Source organism: Cystobacter fuscus DSM 2262, from assembly GCF_000335475.2.
GTDB lineage: Bacteria > Myxococcota > Myxococcia > Myxococcales > Myxococcaceae > Cystobacter > Cystobacter fuscus.
Genome location: NZ_ANAH02000006.1, coordinates 94913 through 117472 on the forward strand (window position 1 = coordinate 94913; position 22560 = coordinate 117472).

Sequence of the window (22560 nt, forward strand, 5' to 3'; positions counted from 1 at the left end):
CTCAACTACCCACCTTCCTTCTCCTTCACCTCGCGCAGCAGCCGCTCGATGCGGTCACCCCGCTCCAACGACTCGTCGAAGGTGAAGAATACTTCGGGCGACACCCGCATGTTCACCGCCTCGGTGATCTGCCGGCGGATGAAGCCCTTGGCCGCCTCGAGCCCCTTGTGGGTCTCCTTGCGCTCCTGCTCGCTGCCCATCATCGAGTAGTAGATGCGCGCGGTCTTCAGGTCCGGCGACACCTTGACGCCGGTGATGGTGATGTAGCCAATGCGCGGATCCTTCAGCTCGCCCCGGGTGAGCATCCTCCCCATGGCTGCCTGGATCTCCTGGCCCACGCGCTCCGGCCGATTGCTCGTACTCATTTCTTCTCCCACTCCCTCGGATTGCGCAGGCTCCGGGCACGCGCCCGGACCTCGTCCTCGGACAGCGAGCCCCGCCGTTCCGGGGGGATGCTCGGCTGTCCGCCCTCCCGCTTGTTGGGCCGACGCTCCCAGTCCACCATGCCCTCGGCCTCGGCCATGGAACGATCTCCCCGGCCCATGCCGGCGATGAGTTCCTCCAGGTCCGCCTCCGGCCCCGCCTCGTCTTCATCCCCATCGGGGCTCTCCGCCTCCTCGGCCGCCGCGTCCCGTGCGGGGGGCGTGGAGCGCGGGGGGGTGTAGAGCGTGTCGCCAAAGCCCATGATCTCCGTCTGCCGGGAGATGAGCGGAGCGACGTACATTTCCTCGACGAAGTGGATGACCTTCTCCATCTGCTCGTCGACATGGCGGCGGTCGTTGCCCACCACCGCCAGCGCGAGTGTGGCCTTCTGCCACAAATCCTGATCATCCACCTCGGCCACGGCCACGTTGAAGCGAGCCTTCAAGCGATCCGTTACCCGGCGGAGGACCTGTCGTTTGGCCTTGAGGGAGCCACTATCCGGAATCTGGAGGGTCAACCGCGCGACACCCACGAACATGACTCAACGCCCCTCGTCCCGGTGACCGCGCCGTGAAGGGCGGGCCACCGGGAGAAATCCCGGTGGTGGAGAACGGCGACCCCGAGCGGGACTAGCTCAGGCTCGGCCGCGTCTCCTCGATCTCGTAGGCCTCGATGATGTCGCCGGGCTTGAGATCGCTGTAGTTCTCGATGCCGATACCGCACTCGAAGCCCTGGGCGACTTCCTTCACGTCGTCCTTGAAGCGTCGCAGCGAGGCCATCTTCCCCGAGTACATCTGCTTGCTGTCGCGCAGCAGGCGGATGAAGGCGCCACGCTTCATGACGCCATCGAGCACCGCCGCGCCGGCGATGGTGCCCAGCTTCGGCACGTTGAAGGTGTTGCGCACCTCCGCACGGCCCAGCTTGCGCTCGGTGCGGATGGGCTCCAGGAGATCTTCCATGGACTTACGCACACCATCGATGAGCTCGTAGATGATGCCGTAGGTCTCCAGCGTCACTTCCTGGGCCTTGGCGGCGGCCTCGGTGCCGGACTCGGGCTTCACGTTGAAGCCCACCACCATGCCCTTGGAGGCGGCCGCGCGCATCACGTCGCCCTCGGTCATGGCGCCCACACCCGCGTGGATGATCTCCACCCGGACCTTGTGCGTGGACAGCTTCTGCACCGCTTCCTTGACGGCCTCGGCCGAGCCCTGCACGTCCGCCTTGATGACGAGCCGCAGCTCCTTGGGACCACCGCCCGCCTTCGTCTTGGCGAAGAGCTGCTCGAGCGTCTCGCGGGTGCTGGCCTTGCCCAGCTCCGCCTCGCGGCCCTTCATGGCGCGGTGGGTGGCGATCTCCTTGGCGGCCTTCTCGTCCGCCACGGCGTTGAGCGCCTCACCGGCGGTGGGGACACCGGACAGACCGATGACCTCCGCGGAGTAGCCCGGGAGCACTTCCTTCACGGCCTCGCCCCGGCTGTTGTTCATGGCGCGCACGCGGCCGAAGTGGGTGCCGGTGACGACGGCGTCGCCCACCTTGAGCGTGCCCTCCTGCACCAGCACGGTGGCCACGGGACCGCGGCCCTTCTCCAGCTTGGCCTCGATGATGGCGCCCACCGCCGGACGGGACGGGTTGCTCGTGAGCTCGAGCACCTCGGCCTGCAGCGCGATGTTCTCCAGGAGCAGGTCGATGCCCATCTTCTGCTTGGCCGACACGGGGACCATGATGGTCTCGCCGCCCCACTCTTCCGGAGTGAGCTCGTAGTTGGCCAGGTCCTTCTTCACGCGGTCCGGGTTGGCGCCCGGCACGTCCATCTTGTTGATGGCGACGACGATGGGCACCTCGGCGGCCTTGGCCTGCTTGATGGACTCGATCGTCTGGGGCATCACGCCGTCATCGGCGGCCACCACCAGCACCACGATGTCCGTCACGTTGGCGCCGCGGGCGCGCATGGCCGTGAAGGCCTCGTGGCCCGGCGTGTCGAGGAAGGTGATGTCCCCGCGCGACGTCTTCACCGAGTAGGCACCGATGTGCTGGGTGATGCCACCGGCCTCGCCCGCCGCCACGTTGGCGGCGCGGATGGCGTCGAGCAGGCTCGTCTTGCCGTGGTCGACGTGGCCCATGACGGTGACGACCGGCGGACGCGGACGCTCGTCCTCGGGGCGCACCTGGACCTCGGGCAGGAAGTCCTCGACCTCGAAGCCGGCCTTCTCTACGCGCCAGCCGTAGTCGGTGGCGATGAGCTCGGTGGTCTCCGCGTCGATGACCTGGTTGGCCGTGGCCATCTTGCCCAGGCCCATGAGCTTCTTGATGAGCTCGTTGGTGCGCACACCCATGCGCTGGCCCAGGTCGGACACGCTGATGCCCTCCTGGATCTTGATGACCTTCTTCTCCTCGGCCATCTGGGTGATCTGCGTCTTGGCGCCCTTCTTCGTGGGCTTCTTCTTCTTGCCACGGACGGGGATGGTGACGCGGCCCCACACCAGGTCCGTCATCTCCTGCTTGGAGATGCCGCCCTCGGTGCCCGGAGCGCCCTTCTTGCCACGCCCGCCGGCCTTCTCGTTCTCCTTCTTCTTGGAGACGTCGACGAGCTCGCGGCCCCGGCCCAGGTGGTCCGGAACGACCTTGTACTCGCGCTTCTCACCGATGGCGCTCTTGCCCGGCGCCATGGGGTACTGCCGGCCCGCCGAGCCCGTGGTGGGCGTGACCCGGCGCACCTGGATGAGCGGGCGCGAGATGACGACGGCCTGGGTGGCGGTGGGACGCAGCGAGCGCGGATCCTGTCCGACCTGCTGGTGAGGCACGCCGCCCACCATGTGGGTCGGCGACGCGGTCGCCCCGCCCGCGGGAGGAGCCGCCTGGCCCCCCACCGGAGTGCCCGGAGACGAAGGACGCACCGGCGCCGAGGACGAGCCACTGCGCTGGTACTGGCTCGGCCCACCGCGCTGGTACTGGCTGGGTCCACCCGGACGGCCACCCTGACCACCGGGTCCACCCGGACGGCCACCCTGACCACCGGGTCCACCCGGACGGCCACCCTGACCACCGGGACCGCCGGGACGGCCCCCCTGACCACCGGGTCCACCCGGACGGCCAGAGCCCGACATGCCGGGTCCACCCGACGAAGGGGACCGCTGGGGTCCAGAAGAGGGATGCGAAGGCGTCCGGACAGCGGGCGGAACCGCCGAAGGCGGCGGGCGGGTAGGCAAGTGGGGTGACTCCTTGAAAGAGGATACTGGCCGCGAGGCGGCTGGGGCGGAGGTCGGAGCCCGAGGGGGCTCCACCGCCCGAGGCGCCTCGGCGGCGGCGACGGGAGGCTGAGGGGCAGCAGGGGTGGGAGGCGTCGCGGCCACCGCGGGAGCGGGAGCCTCGGCGCGAGGAGCCTCGGCGGGAGCCGGGGCGGCGGCCTCGGCCCGGGGGGCCTCGGCTGCGGGAGGAGGAGGCGGCGGCGCGGCCACCGGGGCGGGTGCCTCGGGGGCGGCCGACATCGGCGTGGTCACGGCCGGAGCGGGCGTGGCGGGAGCGGCCGGGCTCTCCGCCACGGGCGCGGCGATGGGCGGAGCCTCGGCACGAGGGGGCTCGGGAGGCGCGACCACCACGGCGGCGGCCTCGGTGGCGGCCGGCTCGGTGACCTCACGCGGCAGGTCGACGGAAGCGGTCGGAGCCGCGGAGGCGGGTGCCTCGTCGGCCTGCTCGGCGGAGGGCGCGTTCGACGGGGCCTTGCGGCGCACCACGAAGCCCTTGGCCGCCACGGGCGCGGCGGCCTGCTTCGGCTTGCGCTTGTCGAGGATCCGCTGCACCGCGGAGGTGGCCTGGTCGTCCTCGAGCGAGGACGAGTGGCTCTTGACATCGTAGCCGAGCGCGACGAGCTCGGTCACGACCTCTTTGTTGTCGAGCTCGACCCCGTGGTCCTTGAGCTCCTTGGCAATCTCGTGAACTCGCTTCTTCGACATACCTTGCTTGGCCTTTTGCTCCGCCGGCTACCAGGCGCAGCACCCTAATCCAAAAACGTGTGTGAGTGGTGCTAACGCCCACTCCCTCCGGTCGCTCCACCCCGGCCCGGGACCGACTCCAGCGCCTGTCCCAGGAGCGACGGGTCGACCGGACCCGCCTTTCCCCGGAAAGCCCTACCGAAGGCCTTCCGCTTCACCGCCGCCGCCAGGCACCCCACCCCACAAAGATAAGCCCCGCGTCCAGGGAGCTTCCTCCGCCCATCCACCACCACCCCCCCTTCAGGCCCCACCCCCAATCGGATGAGCTCCTCCTGGCTGCGCCTCGCGCCGCAACCGATGCAGCTTCGCACCGGTCCGGCCCCTACAGGCAACTCTTCTCTACTATTAGTACTGGAGCGGGCTTTCAGGCGCATCCCCTCAGCCATCCAAGCGAGCTTACGACATTACCGCGAACTAAGCGCCCGCCGGCTCGGCGGAGGGCGAGGAAGCGGACGAGCCCCGCTCGGCGTTGAGTTCCGCCCGGAGCCGGGCTTCCTCCACCAGGTAGTTCTCCGCCGCGCTCTTGAGCTGGCGCGCCTTCTTGATGCCCACCCCCGGGACGTCCCCCAGCCGGGCCAGGTCCTTCTCGTTGGCGATGTCCTCCACCGACTTGTAGCCGGCCAACACCAGCTGCTCGATGGCCTTCTCGCCCATGCCGCGCACGCGCGCCATGCGCTCGGTCTGGCTGAGCTCGTCCGGATGGCGGCGCGCCTCGGCCTGGCGGGCCTGCTCGCGCTCGCGCTCCATGCGGGACAGCTCCGCGGCGTCCAGCCCCATCTGCTTGCGCGCCTCCTCCTGCATGGCCGGCACGCGCGAGGGATCCACGCCCGGAATCTGCGACAGCACCTCCGCATTGGCCTCGGCGATGTCCTTGGCCTGACGGAAGCCGTGGGCGTAGAGCGTCTCCACCAGCATCTCGTTGACGCCGGGCAGCGCGCCCAGGGAGCGGTTGGCGAACTCGCGCATCTCGCGCACGCGGCTCTCGCTGTTGATGTCCAGCTTCCAGCCGGTGAGCTGCGCGGCCAGGCGCACGTTCTGGCCCCGGCGGCCGATGGCCAGCGACAGCTGGTCATCCGGCACGATGAGCTCCATGGCGTGGTTGGCCTCGTCGATGATGACGCGGCTGACCTCGGCGGGGGCGAGCGCCGAGCACACGAAGCGCGCGGGGTCCTCGTCGAAGGGGACGATGTCGATCTTCTCCCCGCGCAGCTCCTGCACCACCGCCTGCACGCGGCTGCCCTTCATGCCCACGCACGCGCCCACCGGGTCCACGTCCGCGTCGCGGCTGGACACGGCGATCTTCGCCCGGCCGCCCGGCTCGCGCGCCGCCGCCTCGATGACCACGATGCCCTCGGCGATTTCCGGCACCTCCATCTCGAAGAGCTTGGTGAGCAGGTTGACCGAGGCGCGGCTGAGGACGATCTGCGGGCCCTTGGACTCGCGCAGCACGTCGAGCACGTACGCCTGGACGCGGTCGCCCGCGCGGTACGTCTCGCGCGGCACCTGCTCGCGCACCGGCAGCACCGCCTCGGCGCGGCCCAGGTCCACGATGATGTTGCCGCGCTCGAAGCGCCGGGCGATGCCGGTGACGATCTCGTTCTTGCGGTCCTTGTACTCGTTGAAGACGTTCTCGCGCTCGGCGTCGCGGGTGCGCTGCAGGATGACCTGCTTGGCCGTCTGGGCCGCGATGCGCCCGAAGCCGCGCCGGAACGTCTTGAGCCGCAGGATGTCACCGTACTGGTTGTCCTGGGCCTTGGCCTCCTCGGCGTCCTCGTCCCGGTAGAAGATCTGGAACACGAGCTCGTCGCCCGGCTCCACTTCCATGCCCTTCTTGTGGGCCTCGTCGAGGGGAATCTGGTTCACCGCCTGGATGGGATCGGTGATGGTCTCCACCACGGTGATGGCCTGGAAGAGCTCCACCACGCCCTTCTCGGCGTCGTACTTGGCCTCGAGGTTGCGCTCCTGGCCGAAGTGCTTCTTGGCCGCGGTCGTCATCGCGTCCTCGAGCGTGGAGATCAGGACGCTCCGCTCGATGCCCTTGTCCTTGGCCACCTGATCCAGGACGAGGTTGAGGTTGATGGTGGGATTGGCTGGCGTGGGCATCTTCTTCTCCAAAGGTTCCACGGGCGCGCCCGCGCGAGGGCGCCCCCTGTATGTGGACTGCTAGAACTCGAACTCCAGATTGGCCTTGGCAATGTCCTTGAAGGGGATGCGGAAGCTGCCCGCTCCTTCCACGTCCACGCTGATGGCGTCGGCCGCCACCTCGGTGAGCGTGCCGGTGAAGTTCTTGCGTGGCGGCTCCCCGATGGGCCCGAAGGTCTTCACCTTCACCCGCTGGCCCTTCACCCGCTCGTAATGCTGGGGCTTCTTCAGGGGACGGTTCACGCCCGGGCTGGACACCTCGAGGTTGTACTCGTGGGGAACCATGTCCTCCACGTCCAACACCGTGTCCACCGCCCGCGACACCTGCGAACACTCATCCAGGCCCACCCGCCCACCGGGCTTGTCGATGAACAGGCGCAGGACCCAGCCCTCGTGCTCGCGGACGAACTCCACCTCGAGGAGCTCCAGCCCCTCGCCCGCAACGATGGGCTCGAGCACCGATTGTGCCCTCGCCTCCACCGTCTGCTTGATGTTCTCCGCCATAGGCCGCTTCGAAAACTCCGGACTCCCAAAAACACGAAAAGCGGGCACGGACGGCCCACTTTTCGAGGAACTGCGTCGAAAAATGTCGGCGGCGTCCCTAGCACACGCCACCTCGGGGTGTAAAGGAAGACGCACCCCTTGCTCCGTCAGCAAAACACTCCCCCCGGGCACAAGGATTCCCGGGGTTTCCGCGACAAGGAGGCGATTATAACGGTCCCATGCACCTCATCGCCGCCGCCCAGATGGTGTCCACCTCGGACAAGACCCACAACCTCGACTCGGCCCTCCGGCTCGTCCGGCGGGCAGCCGACCTGGGAGCCCGCCTCGTGGGGCTGCCGGAGAACTTCAGCTGGATGGGCCCGGAGGCCGAGCGCGCCGCCGCCGCCGAGACGCTCGAGGGCCCCACGCTCTCGCGGATGGCGGAGGTGGCGCGCGAGCGCAAGGTGACACTCCTGGCGGGCTCCATCCTCGAGCAGGGGGCGCCGGGGGGTCGACTCTACAACACCACGGTCGTCTTCGGGCCGGATGGCGCGCGCCTGGCGGTGTACCGGAAGATCCACCTGTTCGACGTGGACGTGGGAGATGGCACGCCCTACCGCGAGTCCGCGGCGGTGGCCCCCGGCACCGAGGTGGTGGTGGCGGACACGGAGGTGGGACGGCTGGGACTGTCCATCTGCTACGACCTGCGCTTTCCCGAGCTCTACCGGCGCCTGGCCGCGGGAGGGGCCACGCTGCTGGCCGTGCCGGCGGCCTTCACGCTGATGACGGGCAAGGACCACTGGGAGGTGTTGCTGCGCGCGCGCGCCATCGAGAACCAGTGCTACCTCTTCGCCCCGGCCCAGGGCGGGCGGCACTCGCCCCAGCGCGTCACCTGGGGCCACGCCATGGTGGTGGACCCCTGGGGCCTGGTGACGGCCCGGGCCTCCGAGGGCGAGGGGCTCGCCGTGGCGGCGATGGATACCGAACTGCTCGCGCGCGTCCGGCGAAATCTGCCTTGCCTGCAACACCGTCGACTGGAATGAAGCAACCAGGCGGTTGGAGCAGGCCCCCCTGGGTGCCGGTTGCATTCCCCGGTACACTGGGGGCTGGACCCCCCGTGAACAACCGCTGGTATTCAATGATGTTCGTCCTCGCCCTCTCGGCCCTCGGCGTGGCCTGCCCCGCCGATGAGAAGCCCGTCGCGCCAGTGCATGTGCCGGCCGTACCGCCCCCGGTGCGCCGCGCCCAACTCAAGGGGCTGCACGGGGACGTGAAGGTCAAACGCGCGGCCGGAGACGAATGGCTCCCCGCCCAGGAAGGCATGGCGCTCTTCGAGAATGACAAGGTGCGCACCGTGGCGGGAGCTGGAGTGCAGGTCGTCTTCGAGCAGGGCAGCGTGGTGAACCTGGGCGAGGACGCGTTGATCGGCATCGCGGAGACGCGGCCCCGCCCCGGTCAGGAGCGCACGGACCTGACGGTCTTGCGCGGACGGGTCGACGCCGAGCTGGAGGACTCCTCGCGCCAGTCACTCTCCGTCACCACCCCCGCGGCCACGGTCCGGGCCGGAAGGGACATCGTGTTCCAATGAGGCTCTACCTTCTGATGGCGTTGCTGTCCCTCGCGCCCGGCGAGGTCGAGGTTCGCGCCGGCGAGTCGCTGGACCAGGTGGCCGAGCGGACCCTGGGCCACCGCGACGGAGCCAGTGAGCTCAAGGCGCTCAACAAGTTGCAGGGCGACACGCTCGTGCCCGGCACGAAGCTGAAGCTGCCGGGGGCCGATCGGGAGAAGGCGCAGATGGCGCTGGAATCGGCGCGCAACTCGGTGGCGCAGGCCGATCCCAAGTCGCCCCAGCACGACGAGGCCCTGGCCAAGCTCAAGGAGGCCGAGTCCCACTTCCACAGCGCGCGCTACGTGGAGGCCGCCCAGACGGCCGACGACGCCTGGAAGCGGCTCGCCGAGCGCCCCGCCCAGCCCACCCGGCTGAGCGTGGTGGTGAACGAGCGGGGCGACACCGTGGTGAAGGCCGTGTCCGGCCGGGTGTCCGTGGAGGGCGGCGGCACCACCCGGGTCATCGAGGACGGGGCCAGTGTCCAGGTGGAGAAGGGCCAGGCGCCGCGGCTGGCGCTGGGCGTGCCCCGCCCCACCCAGCCCCAGGACAATCAGCGGCTGAGCGTCAAGCCCGTCAAGAACGGCCTGGAGCCCGTCGTCATCTCCTGGCAGGCGGTGCAGGGCGCCGAGAGCTACGAGGTGGAGCTGGTGCCCGCGCAGGGCGAGCGCCGGGTGATGCCCGCCTCGCAGCCCCGGCTCCAGGTGCCGCTCGCCGCGGGCACCTACCGCTGGAGCGTGCGCGCGCTCACGCGCGACTCGCGCTCCGAGGCCTCGACCGAGCGGGGCTTCGAGGTGGCGGAGGTCCCCGCCAAGCGCCTGCGCGTCAAGGTGCAGTCCTCGAAGTGGAAGTAGCAGCGAGGCCCATCCCCCATGCGGCTCTTCAAGACGCTCCTGCTGTTGATGCTGGTGGCCAGCCTGGTGCCCACGGTGATGGTGGGCCTGCTGTCCGTGTCCGACACGCGCGAGCTGCTGGTGCGCGACGCCCAGGAGATGGCCCAGGAGCGCGTCAAGCAGCTCAAGCTCAAGGCGGAGACCTTCCTGGCCGAGCCCACGCGCGCGGTGATGGGCATGGCGCGCGTGCCCCGGTTCTTCTCCCTCCCCCTGGAGCAGCAGCAGACCTACCTGCGCTCGGTGCTCAACCAGCGCCGGGAGATCCAGGCCATCACCGTGCTGGGACTGGATGGCCGGCGGCTGCCGGGCCTGCAGGCCTTCGCCGTCAATGACGTGCCCCCCACGTCGCTCGCCGAGCACGAGGCCCGCGCCATGGAGCTGCTCGAGGGGCTCAACGGCCTGCGCTACGCGGACGTGGTGGGGCGCAGCGATGGCGAGGCGGTGGTGACGTTCGCCATCTCCGTGGGCGAGCCCATCCAGGGCTACATCGCCGCGGACGTATCGCTCGGGGAGCTGCAGACCATGCTCGCCCAGGAGCGCGTGGGCAGCACCGGCTTCGTCTACCTCACCGATGCCCGGGGCCTGGTCATCGCCGGCGGTGGCGGGCTCGTGGCCCACCAGGATGCCTCCAAGCGGCCCGTGGTGGCCTACCTCCTCCAGGACGTGTCGCGCACGCAGGACACGGACATCCTCCACGTGGGCAACTTCGGCGAGGGCTCGGACGCCGTGGTGGCCGCCTACGGCACGCTGGCCGATCCCAACTGGGCCATCATCTCCGAGCAGCCGGTGGCGCTCGCCTACAAGCAGGTGGAGACGATGGAGCGGCGGCTGCTGCTCACCGTGCTCGCCGCCACGCTGGTGGCCCTGGGGCTCGCCGCCTTCTTCTCGCGCGGCGTCACCCGCCCCCTCAAGGGCTTCACCGAGGGCGCGCTGCGGCTGGCCCAGGGCAAGTTCGGCCTCGAGGTCAACGTGCCCCAGAAGAACGAGCTGGGCGACCTGGCCCGGACGTTCAACTACATGAGCAAGCAGCTGCTCGCGTACGACCACGAGAACCGCGGCCTCTACGAGAGCCTCGAGCAGGGCTACCTGGAGACGATCGTCGCGCTGGCCAACTCCATCGACTCCAAGGACTCGTACACCCGCGGCCACAGCCAGCGCGTGGGCGACGTGGCGGTGGAGATCGGCCGGGAGATGGGCCTGTCCGAGCGCGAGCTCAAGCAGTTGCAGTTCGGCGGCATCCTCCACGACATCGGGAAGATTGGCATCGTGGAGTCCATCCTCTGCAAGCAGTCGCGGCTCACCGACGACGAAATGGCCATCATGCGCGGCCACCCGGACATCGGCGACACCATCATCAAGCCCATCAGCTTCCTGGGCCCCATGCGCGCGTGCGTGCGCAGCCACCACGAGCGCTGGGACGGCACCGGCTACCCGGACGGGCTCAAGGGCGAGGACATCCCCCTGCTCGCGCGCATCGTCGGGTGCGCGGACACCTTCGACGCCTGCACCTCCACCCGCCCCTACCAGAAGGCCATGCCGCTGGAGAAGGCCATGGAGATCCTCGACAACCTGAGCGGCCGGCAGTTGGATCCCTCCGTGGTGGAGGCGCTGCGCCGGGTGCTCAAGAAGCGCGGCGTGCGCGTGGAAGGACACCGCCTGCCCGTGAAGCTGGCGTCGTGACGCCGTCACCTTCCGCCGCCCATCGCCCCACTCCCGGTGGTAAGCAGCACCCGGGCCGACTCCTGGCCCCGAGAGAGGAATCGCCTTGAGCTTCTGGGATCGCATCAAGCCCGCCGAGCGCCCCCTGTCCGCCACCGAGGCGGAGGCGTCCGCGGACGGCCTCCACCTGCGCCTGCTCTGGGAAGACGGGCTGAAGACGGACACGAGCGCGCAGCACCTGCGCCAGCAATGTCCGTGCGCCGGGTGCGTGGACGAGTGGACCAACAAGCGCACGTTGGACGCGTCCCAGGTGCCCGCCTCGCTGCGCATCACCCAGGTGCAGCCCGTGGGCAACTACGCGCTCAGCTTCGTCTTCAGTGACGGGCACTCCACCGGCATCTACCCCTGGAAGCTGCTGCGCGAGCTCACCCAGCCCCGAGGCTGAGGCTCTCCGGAGGCGCGCCCCGTGAAAGAGTCCCGCTACCAGCTGGTGCGTCCGCTCGCCGTGGGAGGCATGGCGGAGCTGTTCCTCGGCAAGACGCGGGGCGCGGGCGGCTTCGAGAAGCCCGTGGCCATCAAGCGCATGCTGCCGCACCTGGCCAGGGATCCCACGCTCACCCGGATGTTCCTCGCCGAGGCGCGGCTCGCCACGCACCTGCAGCACCAGAACATCGCCAGCGTCTACGACGTGGGCAGCAGCGCCGAGGGCCTCTTCCTCGTCATGGAGCTGGTGGAGGGCTGGGACCTGAGCGTGCTGCTGCGCCACGCCCTGCACCACGGCCAGCGCTTCCCCCCGCACCTGGTGGCCTTCATCGGCACCCAGGTGCTCGCCGGACTCGTGCACGCCTACCGCCGCCTGCACGAGGGCCGCCCCGTGCTCACCGCCCACCGCGACGTGTCGCCCTCCAACATCCTCGTGTCGCGCGAGGGCGAGGTGAAGGTGACGGACTTCGGCATCGCCCGCATCGAAGGCGTCTCCGTGGGCTCCCAGCCCGGCACCTTCAAGGGCAAGCTGCCCTACTCCGCGCCCGAGGTGCTCCAGGGCGGGCCCGCCACCGCCGCGAGCGATCAATTCGCGCTCGGCATCGTGCTCCATGAGCTGCTCTCCGGACGCCACCCCTTCGAGCCGGGTGAGTCGGCGGATTCCATGGCGCTCGCCCTGGCCATCATCCAGCAGGAGCCCGCGCCCCTTGCGGAGGTTCCCCCCGCCTTGCACGCGGTGATTTTGCGCGCCCTGGCCCGTGCCCCCGCCCAGCGCTTCCCCCGGCCCGAGGACATGGCCGAGGCCCTGTCGCGCTACCTCGCCCAGAGCGGCGAGCCCGCCAGTTCGCACGCCCTGGCCGGCTTCATCGCCCAGCTCCACCCGCCCCCCACGCTGCTCGAACGGGAAGAGCCCGCCGAGCAGCCCCATGCGCAGACCCACACCCTTCCGCACCTCACCCTTTCCCCCAACGCCATGAAAACTCCCAACTCCGAGCTCCCGCCCGAGGAGGACTGGGATGAGGTGCCAGGTGGCCCCGCGCTCAGCACGAGTGGACAGGTCGTCCGGACCGAGCCCGAGTCCACCCCCCCACTCGCCTCGCGCTGCGCTCATTGCCATGCCCCTCTTCCCGCGGACGGAGCCCGGTGCTCGCGGTGCGGCCAGACCCAGTCCCCCGTCATCTCCCCCCTCGGCCGGGACGACACACCGCTCGAGCTCGCGTCCCCCTCCCGGACACCGGAGCCGGCGGAGTTCTCCCCGCTGGAGCTCGGCGGGCCACGAGCCGCCCAGGCCGAACTCCCGCGGCTCGCCGAACGGGCTCCCCGGCCCCAAAACACCTATGTGCCGGTCGACATGCGCGGCCCCTGGCGCCGGCGCCTGCGCTCCCTGCTGACGACGCTGCTCGTGCTGGGAGCCGTCGGCGGAGCGCTCTGGGTGGCATGGCCCCACGCGGGGCCCCTGCTCGCGCGGCTGCGCGCCTCCCTGGGCGTCGCGCCCCACACCGCCATCCTCTCCATCCAGAGCACCCCCTCGGGCGCCACGGTGAGCGTGGACGGCAAGGTGGTGGGCACCACGCCCCTGTTCATCGACAACATCTACCCCGAGCAGGACATCCCCGTGCGGCTCACCCTCAAGGGCTACAAGCCCTGGAAGGGCACCTTCACGGGAAACCAGCCGGTGTCGCTCGACGTCCAGCTCAAGCGCTGAGGGCGGCGGGCCCGGGGCCCACCGCTCACTTCACCAGACGCAGGTGGCCCCGCCGGGGCTCGGGCGGCTCGTCCTTGGGGCCCTCGGCCTCGGAGGGCGGCAGCGGCGCCTCGGACTCTGGCGGAGGCAGCACCTCGCGCAGCACGGCCCGGGGACGCTCCATGGGCGCCGGGGGCGGACTCGCCGGCTCCGGCATGCCCTCGGGCACCTTGGACGTCACCATCGACTGTTGGAGCAGCTCGGCCGGCATGTCGTCCGGGTACGCCCAGGACTCCTTCGTCACGTGGCTGGTGACGGCGAAGAGCGAGGACCAGGGCACGGCCACCTTGAAGCGGCTCCCCGAGAAGCTCAGCGTGCAGCGCACGCCCCACTCCCCCACCGTCAGATCCGGCGGATCGAACCGGTAGGAGAGGTTGAGGCGCAGGTGGGACTCACTGCGCAGCGAGTGGGGGACGAGCACCCCCGGACGGCGCGCGTCCAGGTGGATCATCACCATCCCCCTGTCGAGCGCGGCGAGCAACCGCGCCTTCTTCTCGGGAACCTTATTGTCCATCGCCGTCGCCGGCGGGAGGGGGGGCGTCTCAGCGACGGCGCATCGCCCGGTCCATCTCCCGCTTCGTCTCCCGTTCCTTGATGTCCTGCCGTCTGTCTTCGTGGGTCTTCCCGCGGCACAGCCCGAGCTCCACCTTGGCCCGGCCCTGCTTGAAATACATGAGCAACGGGATGATGGAATAGCCGCGCTCGCGCACCTTCGCCATCCAGCGGTCGAGCTGCTCGCGGTGCAGCAGCAACTTCCGGCCCCGCAGGGGCTCGTGGGAGAAGAAGCTGGACGGGTTGTAGGTGCCGATGTGGGCGTTGAGCAGGTAGAGCTCGTCGCCCTTGGGCAGCGCGTACGCGTCCGACAGATTGACCGTGCCGGCCCGCAGCGCCTTCACCTCGCTGCCGGTGAGCAACAGGCCCGCCTCCAGCTTCTCGTCCACGGAGTAGGTGGCGCGCGCCTTGCGGTTCTCCGTGATGACCCTGATGCCGGGCTCACCCGTCCCGCTCTTCCCGCCGCCCTTACCCTTCGCACCCGACATTCGCGCGTGTCCCTCTAGCCGCCGATGGGCTGGTTGTCGATGAGCCGGGTCTTCCCGGCGAAGGCCGCGATGATCATCCTCGCGGGCTGCCCCGGCGTCACGGCGGACAGCGGCTTCAACGACGTGGCATCCACCAGCTCCACATAATCCTCGCGCAACCCCGCCGCCGCCAGTTCACGGCGCACCACGTCGACGAGCGCCGCGGCCTCGCGAGTGCCCCGCTGGTGGAGCGCCTGGGCGGCCGCCATTCCCCGCGACAGGGCGAGCGCCCGGTGACGCTCCTCCGGCGACAGGTAGGCATTGCGCGAACTCATGGCGAGCCCGTCCGGCTCACGCACGGTGGGCATGCCGACGATCTCCACCCCCAGGCACAGATCGCGCTCGAGGGCGCGGATGACCTGGAGCTGCTGGTAGTCCTTCTCGCCGAAGAGGGCCACCCGGGGCTTGAAGAGGCACAAGAGCTTCGTCACCACCGTGGCCACGCCCTGGAAGTGGCCGGGCCGGCGCGCACCGCACAGGCCCTGGCTCACCTCCCCCACCGTCACCGACGTCTGGAAGCCGGGCGGGTACATCTCCGCCGGCTCGGGGGTGAACACCGCCTCCGCGCCGGCACTGGCGCACTTGGTCAGGTCTCCCTCCAGGTCGCGCGGGTAGCGTGACAGGTCCTCGTTGGGACCGAACTGGGTGGGGTTGACGAAGATGGAGGCGGCGACGACGTCGGCCCGGCGGCGTCCCTCGCGCATCAATGACAGGTGGCCGTCGTGCAGGTAGCCCATGGTGGGCACCAGGGCCAGGCTCCGGCCCGAGCGGCGAAGCGACTCCACCCAGGCGGCGGTCTCGGCGACGGTGCGAAGGACGAGCGGGGCCATGGGCTAGACCGGAGCTCCGTAGATGGGACCCACCTTGTCAGCCACCTCGGTGGGCAGCGCGTCCGAGACGGCCGGCTGCGTGGGCATCAGCCGCACGGGCTGCTTGCCCTTGAAGGAGTGCTCCTCGTCCGGGAAGTTGCCCGAGCGCACTTCGGAGAAGTAGGCGCCCGCCGCCTCGGTGATGGAGCCGTGCAGGTTGGTGAAGCGCTTGACGAACTTGGGCTTGAAGTCCGGATTCATTCCCAACAGGTCGTAACAGACGAGCACCTGGCCATCGCAGTGCTTGCCGGCGCCGATGCCGATGGTGGGGATGGTGAGCTTCTGGGTGATCTGCCGCGCCAGATCCAGCGGCACGCCCTCGAGCACCAGCGAGAAGCACCCGGCGCGCTCCAGCGCGAGGGCATCGTCCACCATCTTGCGCGCGGCGTCCTCGTCGCGGCCCTGCACCACGTAGCCGCCCATCTTGTGCACCGACTGCGGCGTGAGACCCAGGTGCCCCATGACAGGGATGCTGGCGCGCACGATGGCCGACACGACGTCGGCGAACTCCGCGCCCCCCTCGAGCTTCACTCCGCCCACGTTGCCCTCGGACACCAGGCGGCCCGCGTTGCGCACCGCCTCCTGCACCGACACCTGGTAGCTCATGAAGGGCATGTCGCCCACCACCAGCGCCCGCTTCGTGCCCCGAGCGACCATGGCCGAGTGGTACACCATCTGATCCATGGTGACCGGCAGGGTGGAGTCGTGACCCTGGACGACCATGCCCAGCGAGTCCCCGATGAGCAGAACGTCGGCTCCGGCCTCGTCGAACAGCCGGGCGAAGGTGGCATCGTAGGCCGTGACCATGCAGATCTTCTGTCCGGCCTGCTTCTGGCGCTTCAGCGTGTGGATGGTGACCTTGTCCTTCACGGTTCACCTCCTAATGGTGAGGGGTAGGGTTCCTGCGGTGCGAGCATGGACGTCCTTCACCGTCCCCCGAGGGGGATCGCCTTGGACGGCCACCGAGGAACACTCTAACGCCCTTGGGCTCGCCGTGGGGTCTCTCTTTGAGACCGGGCGGGCGAACGGGCGCCGCTCAGGCGCGTCTGCCCGGGGACACCTGCGCCCGGTCGATGGACGCCAGCAGACCCTGCAGGTCACCTTCGTCGTGGACGAAGTCGATGTCCGACGTGTCTACCACCAACAGCGGGGTCTCCGTGTAGCGGGAGAAGAAGTCGTTGTAGGCGTGGACGAGCTCCTCCAGATAGCCCGCGTCGAACTGGCGCTCGAACTCGCGGCCCCGCTTCTTGATGCGGTGGAGCAGCACGTCCAGACGGGCCTTCAGGTAGATGACCAGGTCGGGCCGGGTCACCCGCGGCGCGAGCGCCTCGAAGACGCGCTCGTAGAGGGCCAGCTCGTGCGAGTCCAGCGTCAGGCACGCGAAGATGCGATCCTTGGCGAACAGGTAGTCGCTGACCGTCACCGACTGGAACAGGTCCGTCTGGAACAGCTCCTGCTGCTGCTTGAAGCGCGAGAGCAGGAAGAAGATCTGCGTCTGGAAGGCGTACTTCTGCCGGTCCGAGTAGAAATTGGCGAGGAAGGGATTCTCCTCGACGATCTCGAAGGTGCGCCGCGCGCCGAAGCGCCCGGCGAGGATGTCGGAGAGACTCGTCTTGCCGACGCCGATGGGCCCCTCGACCACGATGTAGCGGTTGTCCATCCGCTTCGAGACCTCCCGAACTTCGCTGGAACTCCGCCCGGAAGCGCGGCCCCACGGCCACGGCCCACGGCGGGGCGCGGATAAGAGCACGGGAGCCGCGAGCGGGCAATGTTCGCGCGCCTCGCGAGCACGCCGGGCTTGACGGCCAAAGAGGCGTCCACTACCAGGGATGCCCACGCGCGGAAGCGAGCGGGACACGCGAGGATCTGGAGCGATGAGCCGACGTCAGCGAGCGAGGACGATCACCGAGCTGGAGCCCTCCCCGGCCCCGGCCACCGGAACGACCGAGCCTCCCCCTCCGCCGGATCCCCTCTACGGGGTGGCCCTGCTCAAGATGGCCCTGGAGCTCAAGCGCCAGCGCGAGAGTTCTCCAGAGGAGATCCTCCGCGGCGTGCTCGCGCGCATGCGGCTGTCCGAGGGGGAGTTCCGCGCCTGGCTCGCGCAGCAGGGCGAGCTGGCCAAGGTGTTCGGCGGCCCTTGAGCGCCCCCGGGCCCGCTCAGTGCGCGGCCAGCCAGCCCTGGAGGACGATGTCCACGGCGTTGCTCAGGGACTTGCAGAACGAGTACTCGGTGCGGAGCCGCTCCACGGGTGAAGCCGCCTCGAAGCGCCGCGTCTCGAAGAAGAGCGCGTACACCACCCGCTCCCCCACCTTGGAGCGGATGCCGAGGTGCTCGCCCTGCACGTCCATCTGCGGCAGCAGCATCCTATCCAACGAGCGGTACACCCGGGCCATGTCCCGCGTGGCGCCCACGAAGACGTCCTCGTCGACCACGGGAATGGGTGCCGGGTCTCCCCACCGCAGGAGCACCTGTCCCTCCACGCACGCGAACACCGCGTACACCACGCCGAAGCGGTGGAGGATGGGCTCCAGGGTCTCCACGGGCAGGGGCTTCATCACGCGCCGCGCTCCTCCTCCACGGGCCCCAGCGCGCGCTCGAGGGCGGCGAACTCCACGGACGAGAGCGTCTCCGCGCGCCGCGTGGAATCGATGCCCGCCGTCGCCAGGGCCGCGAGGAGCTGCTCGTGCGTGCCCAGCGACTTGTCGGACTTGAGCGAGTTGATGAGCGTCTTGCGGCGCTGGGCGAAGCCCGCCTTCACCACGCGGATGAAGCGCGCGCCATCCACCACCGGCGCCAGGGGCTCGGGGCGGCGGATGAGCCGCAGCACCGCCGAGTCCACCTTGGGCGGCGGATGGAAGCGCTCGGCCTCGATGTCGAAGAGGTTCTCCGCGCTGAAGTAGAGGCCGAGGATGGCGGTGAGCAGCCCGTACTCCCGCCCGCCCGGCTCCGCCGACAGCCGGTCCACCACTTCCTTCTGCAGGGTGAAGACGGCGCGCGTCACGTGCTCGCGCTGCTCGAGCACCTGGAAGAGGATGGAGCTCGTCAGGTGGTAGGGCAGATTGCCCGCGACCTTCACCTCGGGAGCACCCGCCACCTCGGCGAAGTCCACCGTGGCCGCGTTGCCATCCACCACGCGCACCCCGGGGATGGCCTCCTTCTCCAGCACCGCGATCATGTCGCGGTCCTTCTCCACCACCGTCACGGCCGCGCGCGTGGCGGCCAGGAAGCGCGTGAGGTGGCCCAGGCCCGGACCCAGCTCCACCACGGGCTCGCCCTCGCGCAACTCCAGCGCGTCGGCGATGGCCTCCAGCACGTCCGGATCTCCCAGGAAGTTCTGCCCCCAGCTGTGCTTGGCCCTCAGGCCATGGCGCTGGAGGATTTCACGAGGTGTCTGCACGAGATCCTTCCCTTCACATGCGCCAGGCGGGATCCGCGGACAGACTGAAGTCACCCCTCAGTCCCCGCCTCCAGGCCTCGTAGCCCGCCACGGCGATCATCGCCCCATTGTCCGTGCACAACCGCACCGGGGGAAGAAAGAGCTTCAAGTTGCGCTCCTGGGCGCGCTCCAGGCAGAGCGAGCGCAGGCGCGAGTTGGCCGCCACACCGCCACACACCACCAGGCGCTGGAGCCCGAGCCGACGCGCCGCGGCGACGAACTTCCGGCTCAACGCGTCCGCCACCGCCTCCTGGAAGGAAGCACACAGGTCCGCCAGGGCCTGGCCCTCGGGCAGGCCGTGCTTCTTCACGTGGTGCAGCACCGCCGTCTTCAACCCGGAGAAGGACCAGTCGAAGTTCTCCGCGCCGGGCAGCGCGCGGGGAAACCGGATGGCCTCCGGGTTGCCCTTCTGGGCGAGCTGATCGATGGGCAGGCCCCCTGGATAGGGCAGGCCGAGGATGCGCGCCGTCTTGTCATAGGCCTCGCCCGCGGCGTCGTCGCGGGTGCTGCCCACCAGCCGGTAGTGGCCATAGTCGCGCACCTCGTAGAGGCTGGTGTGCCCTCCGGACACCACGAGCCCGAGGAAGGGCGGCTCCGGGGCGTCCTCCAGCAGCCGGATGGCGAGCAGGTGACCCTCGAGGTGGTTGGCGCCCACGAAGGGCTTGCCGGTGGCGAGGCTCAGCGACTTGGCCACCTGCACGCCCACCAGGAGGGCGCCGATGAGGCCCGGGCCCGAGGTGACGGCGATGAGGTCCACGTCGTCGAGCGTCTTGCCCGCGCGCGTCAGCGCCTCGTGCAGCACGGGCATGACCTGCATCACGTGGTTGCGGCTGGCGAGCTCCGGCACCACCCCACCCCAGCGCCGGTGGATGTCCACCTGGGTGGAGACGACGTCGGAGAGCACCCGCCGGCCGTCCTCGACGAGGGCGGCGGCGGTTTCATCACAGGAGGTTTCGAGTCCGAGTACGAGCAAGGGCACCTCTCTACCAGGAGCCCGCCGTCGCGCCTACTGGCCGAGCACCTTGAGGGAGGCCCGCGCGTCCGGAGCGTACTTCCCGGAGGGTTCCAGGGTGAGATAGCGCTTGTAGGCCTCGATTGCCTTCTTGTTCTGCCGGGATTGCTCGCGAGCCACGCCGAGGAACAGCCAGGCGCTGGCGTTGCGGGGCTGCTCCTTCGTCACGACCTCCAGCAACTCGATGGCCTCGCGGTACTTGCCCGTCTCGCCGCGCACGAGCGCGATGCCCAGTCCCGCCCGGGCCTCGTTGGAGTCCGGCTTGAGCTCGAGCATCTGACGGTAGCTCCGGGCCGCGGCCTGGTAGCGCTCGCTGGCCAGGGACTTGCGCGCCTGGCGCGTCAGCTCGGCGTACTCGGCCTCGGGATCCGTCGCGGCCTTCCCCGGAACCGGCGCCTTGGTGTCCTCCACCGGAGGCGTGCCGTCCGCCGCGGCGGCCTGGGTGGGGGGCGTCTCCGGCTGGGCGGGGGCCTGGGCCTCCGGCTGCTTGGGCTCGGGCCGCTTGGGCTCGGGCGGAGGAGGCGTCTTGGGAGCGGTCGCCGTGGAGGCGGGCACGGTGCTCGGCACCGGCGCGGGCGGAGGCGTGCTCGCGCCACCCGATTGGGTCATCACCACCACCGCGGCGGCCAGGGCGATCGCCGCGACCCCCACGCCGATGAAGAGGCCCGTCCGCTTTGGCGCGACGGGCGCCTCCGGCTTGCGCTCCGACGGTACCGGACGGGGCCTGGGCTCCGGCCGGGCCTCCTGCTTCGGCTCGGGCCTGGGCTCCGGCCGGGCTTCCTGCTTCGGCTCGGGCCTGGGCTCGGGCATCGGCTCCGGCCGGGCCACCACCACGGGCGCGGGCAGGGACTCCAACTGAGCCTCCAGTGTGGGCAGGGGCTCCGGCTCCAGCACGGGCAGGGGCTCCGGCTCCAGCACGGGCATCGGCATCGGCTCGGGCATGGGCTCCGGCTGGGCCTCCAGCACGGGCATGGGCGCCTCGGAAGGCACCAGCGGCTCGGACACCGGCGGCGCGGCCGGCTCGATCACCGCGCTCGACACCAGGGTGACTTCCTCCGCCGGACCCGCGGGCTCGGGAGGAGGCACCACGGGCAGCGGATTGGGCTCCACCGCGGCCCCTCCGAAGATGGGAGCCCGGGACATGGGCGAAGACAGCTCGCCGAACGACATGGAAGCCGCGGACGCGGCCGTGGACCCGGCGGAGGGAGCGGGAGCGGAAGCGCGCGGAGCCGGGGACCAGCCCGGACCCCATTTCCCCGTGGAGCCGAGGCCATCCTCATCCACCCGGTTCCAATCGAGCAGCAGGCTGCGCTGCGCCTGCTCCTTGGCGCGGTGCGCGGGGGCGGGATCCACGAGGAACGAGGAGCCCTCGGCGGTGCGCGGGGGCGCGATGAAGTCCGCCTCGGGAGCGGTGGGCGAGCGACGCCGGGACTCGAAGACGACCACGTTGGCGAGCCGCGGGGGAGCCTCCGCCTCGGTGCGCGGCGCGGTCGAGGCACGCACCTCGGGGGCCGGCGGGACCACGGGGGCCGCGGTGACGGGCGCCTCCACCATGAGCGCGGGGGCCTCGGGCACGGGAGCCGGAGCCGGCGCCGGCTCGACGGGAGCGCTGGGCGCGGGCGCGTTGTGCAGCCACTCCTCGATGCCCGGCTTGCCGCTCTGCACGGGCTCCTGCGAGACACTGCCCAGCTCGCGGATGAGGCCCTCGAAGTACAGCTTGCTGATGATGCCCAGCGCCGCCAGGTCGTCGAAGTCCGAGTCCTCCACCACGCGGCTCAGGGTGCGCTTGCCATCGAAGAGGCGCAAAAGCCCGTTGACCTCGTCCGGGATCTCCGAGAGCCGGTCGGCCAGCTGGTGGTAGTCGATCTCGAACACCGTCTCCAGGGGCGGCAGCTGCTCGAGCATGCGGCCCCACTCGTCCAGCCGGCGCATGCCCTCCATGAGCAGGCCCTGGGTGGAGACCTCGATGCGCTCGGAGCGATCCAACGCGGAGAACTGCACCTCGAACTCGCCCTCGGTGGCGTTGAGCAGCCGGTAGAAGGCGTTCTCGCCCTTGAGCCGGCCCATCTCCGCGTCGATGACGCGGCCTTCCTTGAAGTAGATGGTGGCGACGCGATCACCCTTGATGGAGATGGTGCCCGTCTTGCGGCCGATCTCGAACGTCTGCACCAGGTCCACGACGCCCATGTCGACCAGGTTGCCCGCGAACCCACCCTTGGTGGTCTCGCGCCGCTCGATGCGCTCCTTGTCCGCCTTCTGGAGGATCATCGTCACGCGGGTGACGATCTCCTTGATGTAGATGGGCTTGGTCAGATAGTCGTCCGCCCCCATCTCCAGGCCCTTCACCTTGGCCTCGACCGCCTTCTGGTTGGTGAGGAAGACGAAGGGAATGTGCTTGTAGCGCTCCTCGGATTTGAGCGTCCGGCACAGCTCCAGACCGTCCATCTCGGGCATCTTCGTGTCGGACAGCACCAGGTCTGGCGTGCTGATCTGCACCTTCTCGAGCGCGTCCTTGCCGTGAACAGCGGTCGTGACGGAGAAGCCGGCCTTCTTCAGGCTGACCTCCATGACACGGAGACTCTTCGGGTCACTATCGACCAGGAGCAGGTGCTGCTTGGCCACGTTCGATTGCCTTTCGCTGCGGACGGCCTACCAGGGAAGGCCGGCGCCGAGAAGGCGGGATGATCGGGCCCGCTCTCCAGGGCTGTCAATGGTCGTGGGAGAGGGAACTCGCCGAGCAT

At 69.9% G+C, this 22560-nt stretch carries 22 protein-coding genes; 7 read left to right on the forward strand and 15 right to left on the reverse strand.

The annotated features are described in order from the left end of the window. Positions 1 to 5 precede the first annotated feature (5 nt). The 6 genes from rbfA to rimP all read right to left on the reverse strand — a co-directional run bounded on the left by rbfA (position 6) and on the right by rimP (position 7058). A complete protein-coding gene (rbfA, locus tag D187_RS10690) occupies positions 6 to 365 on the reverse strand; it encodes a 30S ribosome-binding factor RbfA (protein WP_002632491.1) in 360 nt (119 codons plus the stop codon). Beyond that, on the reverse strand, positions 362 to 961 hold the full coding sequence (locus D187_RS10695; protein ID WP_002632492.1) for a DUF503 domain-containing protein: 600 nt from the start codon (positions 959 to 961) through the stop codon (positions 362 to 364). Before D187_RS10695 ends, rbfA begins: the two co-directional genes overlap by 4 nt. Positions 962 to 1052: 91 nt before the next feature. Next, positions 1053 to 4373 carry a translation initiation factor IF-2 gene (infB, locus tag D187_RS10700; RefSeq protein ID WP_020917951.1) on the reverse strand — a complete coding sequence of 1107 codons (3321 nt, stop codon included), beginning with the start codon at positions 4371 to 4373 and terminating at the stop codon, positions 1053 to 1055. Positions 4374 to 4444: 71 nt separating this feature from the next. Beyond that, the gene (locus D187_RS52105; protein WP_306413566.1) at positions 4445 to 4798 is read right to left on the reverse strand and encodes a YlxR family protein; all 354 of its coding nucleotides are present in this window, start codon (positions 4796 to 4798) and stop codon (positions 4445 to 4447) included. A 28-nt stretch (positions 4799 to 4826) separates the two neighbouring features. Beyond that, positions 4827 to 6515, reverse strand: coding sequence for a transcription termination factor NusA (gene nusA / locus D187_RS10705; protein ID WP_002625010.1), 1689 nt, complete (start codon positions 6513 to 6515; stop codon positions 4827 to 4829). A gap of 60 nt (positions 6516 to 6575) precedes the next feature. Next, positions 6576 to 7058: a ribosome maturation factor RimP gene (gene rimP / locus D187_RS10710; RefSeq protein ID WP_002625012.1), complete on the reverse strand. Its 483-nt coding sequence runs from the start codon at positions 7056 to 7058 to the stop codon at positions 6576 to 6578. 218 nt (positions 7059 to 7276) lie between these two features. Here rimP and D187_RS10715 point away from each other — a divergent pair, with 218 nt between their 5' ends. From D187_RS10715 to D187_RS10740, 6 genes are all read left to right on the forward strand, one after another. Beyond that, positions 7277 to 8080 carry a carbon-nitrogen hydrolase family protein gene (locus D187_RS10715; RefSeq protein WP_002625014.1) on the forward strand — a complete coding sequence of 268 codons (804 nt, stop codon included), beginning with the start codon at positions 7277 to 7279 and terminating at the stop codon, positions 8078 to 8080. Between the two features lie 95 nt (positions 8081 to 8175). Next, complete coding sequence (locus D187_RS10720; protein ID WP_155893316.1) at positions 8176 to 8625, forward strand: FecR domain-containing protein; 450 nt, start codon at positions 8176 to 8178, stop codon at positions 8623 to 8625. Then, entirely contained in the window at positions 8622 to 9497 is an 876-nt protein-coding gene (locus D187_RS10725) for a LysM peptidoglycan-binding domain-containing protein (protein ID WP_002625018.1), read from the forward strand. Before D187_RS10720 ends, D187_RS10725 begins: the two co-directional genes overlap by 4 nt. Before the next feature lie 18 nt (positions 9498 to 9515). Next, positions 9516 to 11216 carry an HD domain-containing phosphohydrolase gene (locus D187_RS10730; protein ID WP_002625020.1) on the forward strand — a complete coding sequence of 567 codons (1701 nt, stop codon included), beginning with the start codon at positions 9516 to 9518 and terminating at the stop codon, positions 11214 to 11216. Between the two features lie 85 nt (positions 11217 to 11301). Next, positions 11302 to 11640, forward strand: coding sequence for a DUF971 domain-containing protein (locus D187_RS10735; RefSeq protein ID WP_002625022.1), 339 nt, complete (start codon positions 11302 to 11304; stop codon positions 11638 to 11640). A 21-nt stretch (positions 11641 to 11661) separates the two neighbouring features. After that, positions 11662 to 13383 carry a serine/threonine-protein kinase gene (locus D187_RS10740; RefSeq protein ID WP_002625024.1) on the forward strand — a complete coding sequence of 574 codons (1722 nt, stop codon included), beginning with the start codon at positions 11662 to 11664 and terminating at the stop codon, positions 13381 to 13383. 25 nt (positions 13384 to 13408) lie between these two features. Here the strand turns inward: D187_RS10740 and D187_RS10745 are convergent, their stop codons facing one another. The 5 genes from D187_RS10745 to D187_RS10765 form a co-directional block, all read right to left on the reverse strand. After that, positions 13409 to 13936, reverse strand: a complete 528-nt coding sequence (locus tag D187_RS10745) for a ClpXP protease specificity-enhancing factor SspB (protein WP_002625026.1) — start codon at positions 13934 to 13936, stop codon at positions 13409 to 13411. A 28-nt stretch (positions 13937 to 13964) separates the two neighbouring features. Beyond that, positions 13965 to 14462 (reverse strand): SsrA-binding protein SmpB, encoded by a 498-nt coding sequence (smpB, locus tag D187_RS10750; protein ID WP_002625028.1) that lies wholly within the window; start codon positions 14460 to 14462, stop codon positions 13965 to 13967. A 14-nt stretch (positions 14463 to 14476) separates the two neighbouring features. After that, on the reverse strand, positions 14477 to 15331 hold the full coding sequence (gene panC / locus D187_RS10755) for a pantoate--beta-alanine ligase (protein ID WP_002625031.1): 855 nt from the start codon (positions 15329 to 15331) through the stop codon (positions 14477 to 14479). 3 nt (positions 15332 to 15334) lie between these two features. Next, positions 15335 to 16240 (reverse strand): 3-methyl-2-oxobutanoate hydroxymethyltransferase, encoded by a 906-nt coding sequence (panB, locus tag D187_RS10760; RefSeq protein ID WP_002625033.1) that lies wholly within the window; start codon positions 16238 to 16240, stop codon positions 15335 to 15337. A gap of 166 nt (positions 16241 to 16406) precedes the next feature. Continuing rightward, positions 16407 to 17030 (reverse strand): deoxynucleoside kinase, encoded by a 624-nt coding sequence (locus D187_RS10765; protein ID WP_002625034.1) that lies wholly within the window; start codon positions 17028 to 17030, stop codon positions 16407 to 16409. Between the two features lie 214 nt (positions 17031 to 17244). Here D187_RS10765 and D187_RS10770 point away from each other — a divergent pair, with 214 nt between their 5' ends. Further along, positions 17245 to 17511: a hypothetical protein gene (locus D187_RS10770; RefSeq protein WP_002625037.1), complete on the forward strand. Its 267-nt coding sequence runs from the start codon at positions 17245 to 17247 to the stop codon at positions 17509 to 17511. 16 nt (positions 17512 to 17527) lie between these two features. Here D187_RS10770 and D187_RS10775 read toward each other — a convergent pair whose 3' ends face one another. Genes D187_RS10775 through D187_RS10790 form a run of 4 tightly spaced genes read right to left on the reverse strand, consistent with a single transcriptional unit; the run spans position 17528 to position 22441 of the window. Further along, positions 17528 to 17926, reverse strand: a complete 399-nt coding sequence (locus D187_RS10775) for a hypothetical protein (RefSeq protein WP_043429280.1) — start codon at positions 17924 to 17926, stop codon at positions 17528 to 17530. Continuing rightward, entirely contained in the window at positions 17926 to 18768 is an 843-nt protein-coding gene (gene rsmA, locus D187_RS10780) for a 16S rRNA (adenine(1518)-N(6)/adenine(1519)-N(6))-dimethyltransferase RsmA (RefSeq protein ID WP_002625040.1), read from the reverse strand. The genes D187_RS10775 and rsmA overlap by 1 nt, the downstream gene beginning before the upstream one ends. A gap of 13 nt (positions 18769 to 18781) precedes the next feature. Further along, on the reverse strand, positions 18782 to 19780 hold the full coding sequence (gene tsaD / locus D187_RS10785) for a tRNA (adenosine(37)-N6)-threonylcarbamoyltransferase complex transferase subunit TsaD (RefSeq protein ID WP_020917953.1): 999 nt from the start codon (positions 19778 to 19780) through the stop codon (positions 18782 to 18784). A gap of 33 nt (positions 19781 to 19813) precedes the next feature. Next, positions 19814 to 22441, reverse strand: coding sequence for a response regulator (locus D187_RS10790; RefSeq protein ID WP_043429283.1), 2628 nt, complete (start codon positions 22439 to 22441; stop codon positions 19814 to 19816). Between the last annotated feature and the right edge of the window lie 119 nt (positions 22442 to 22560).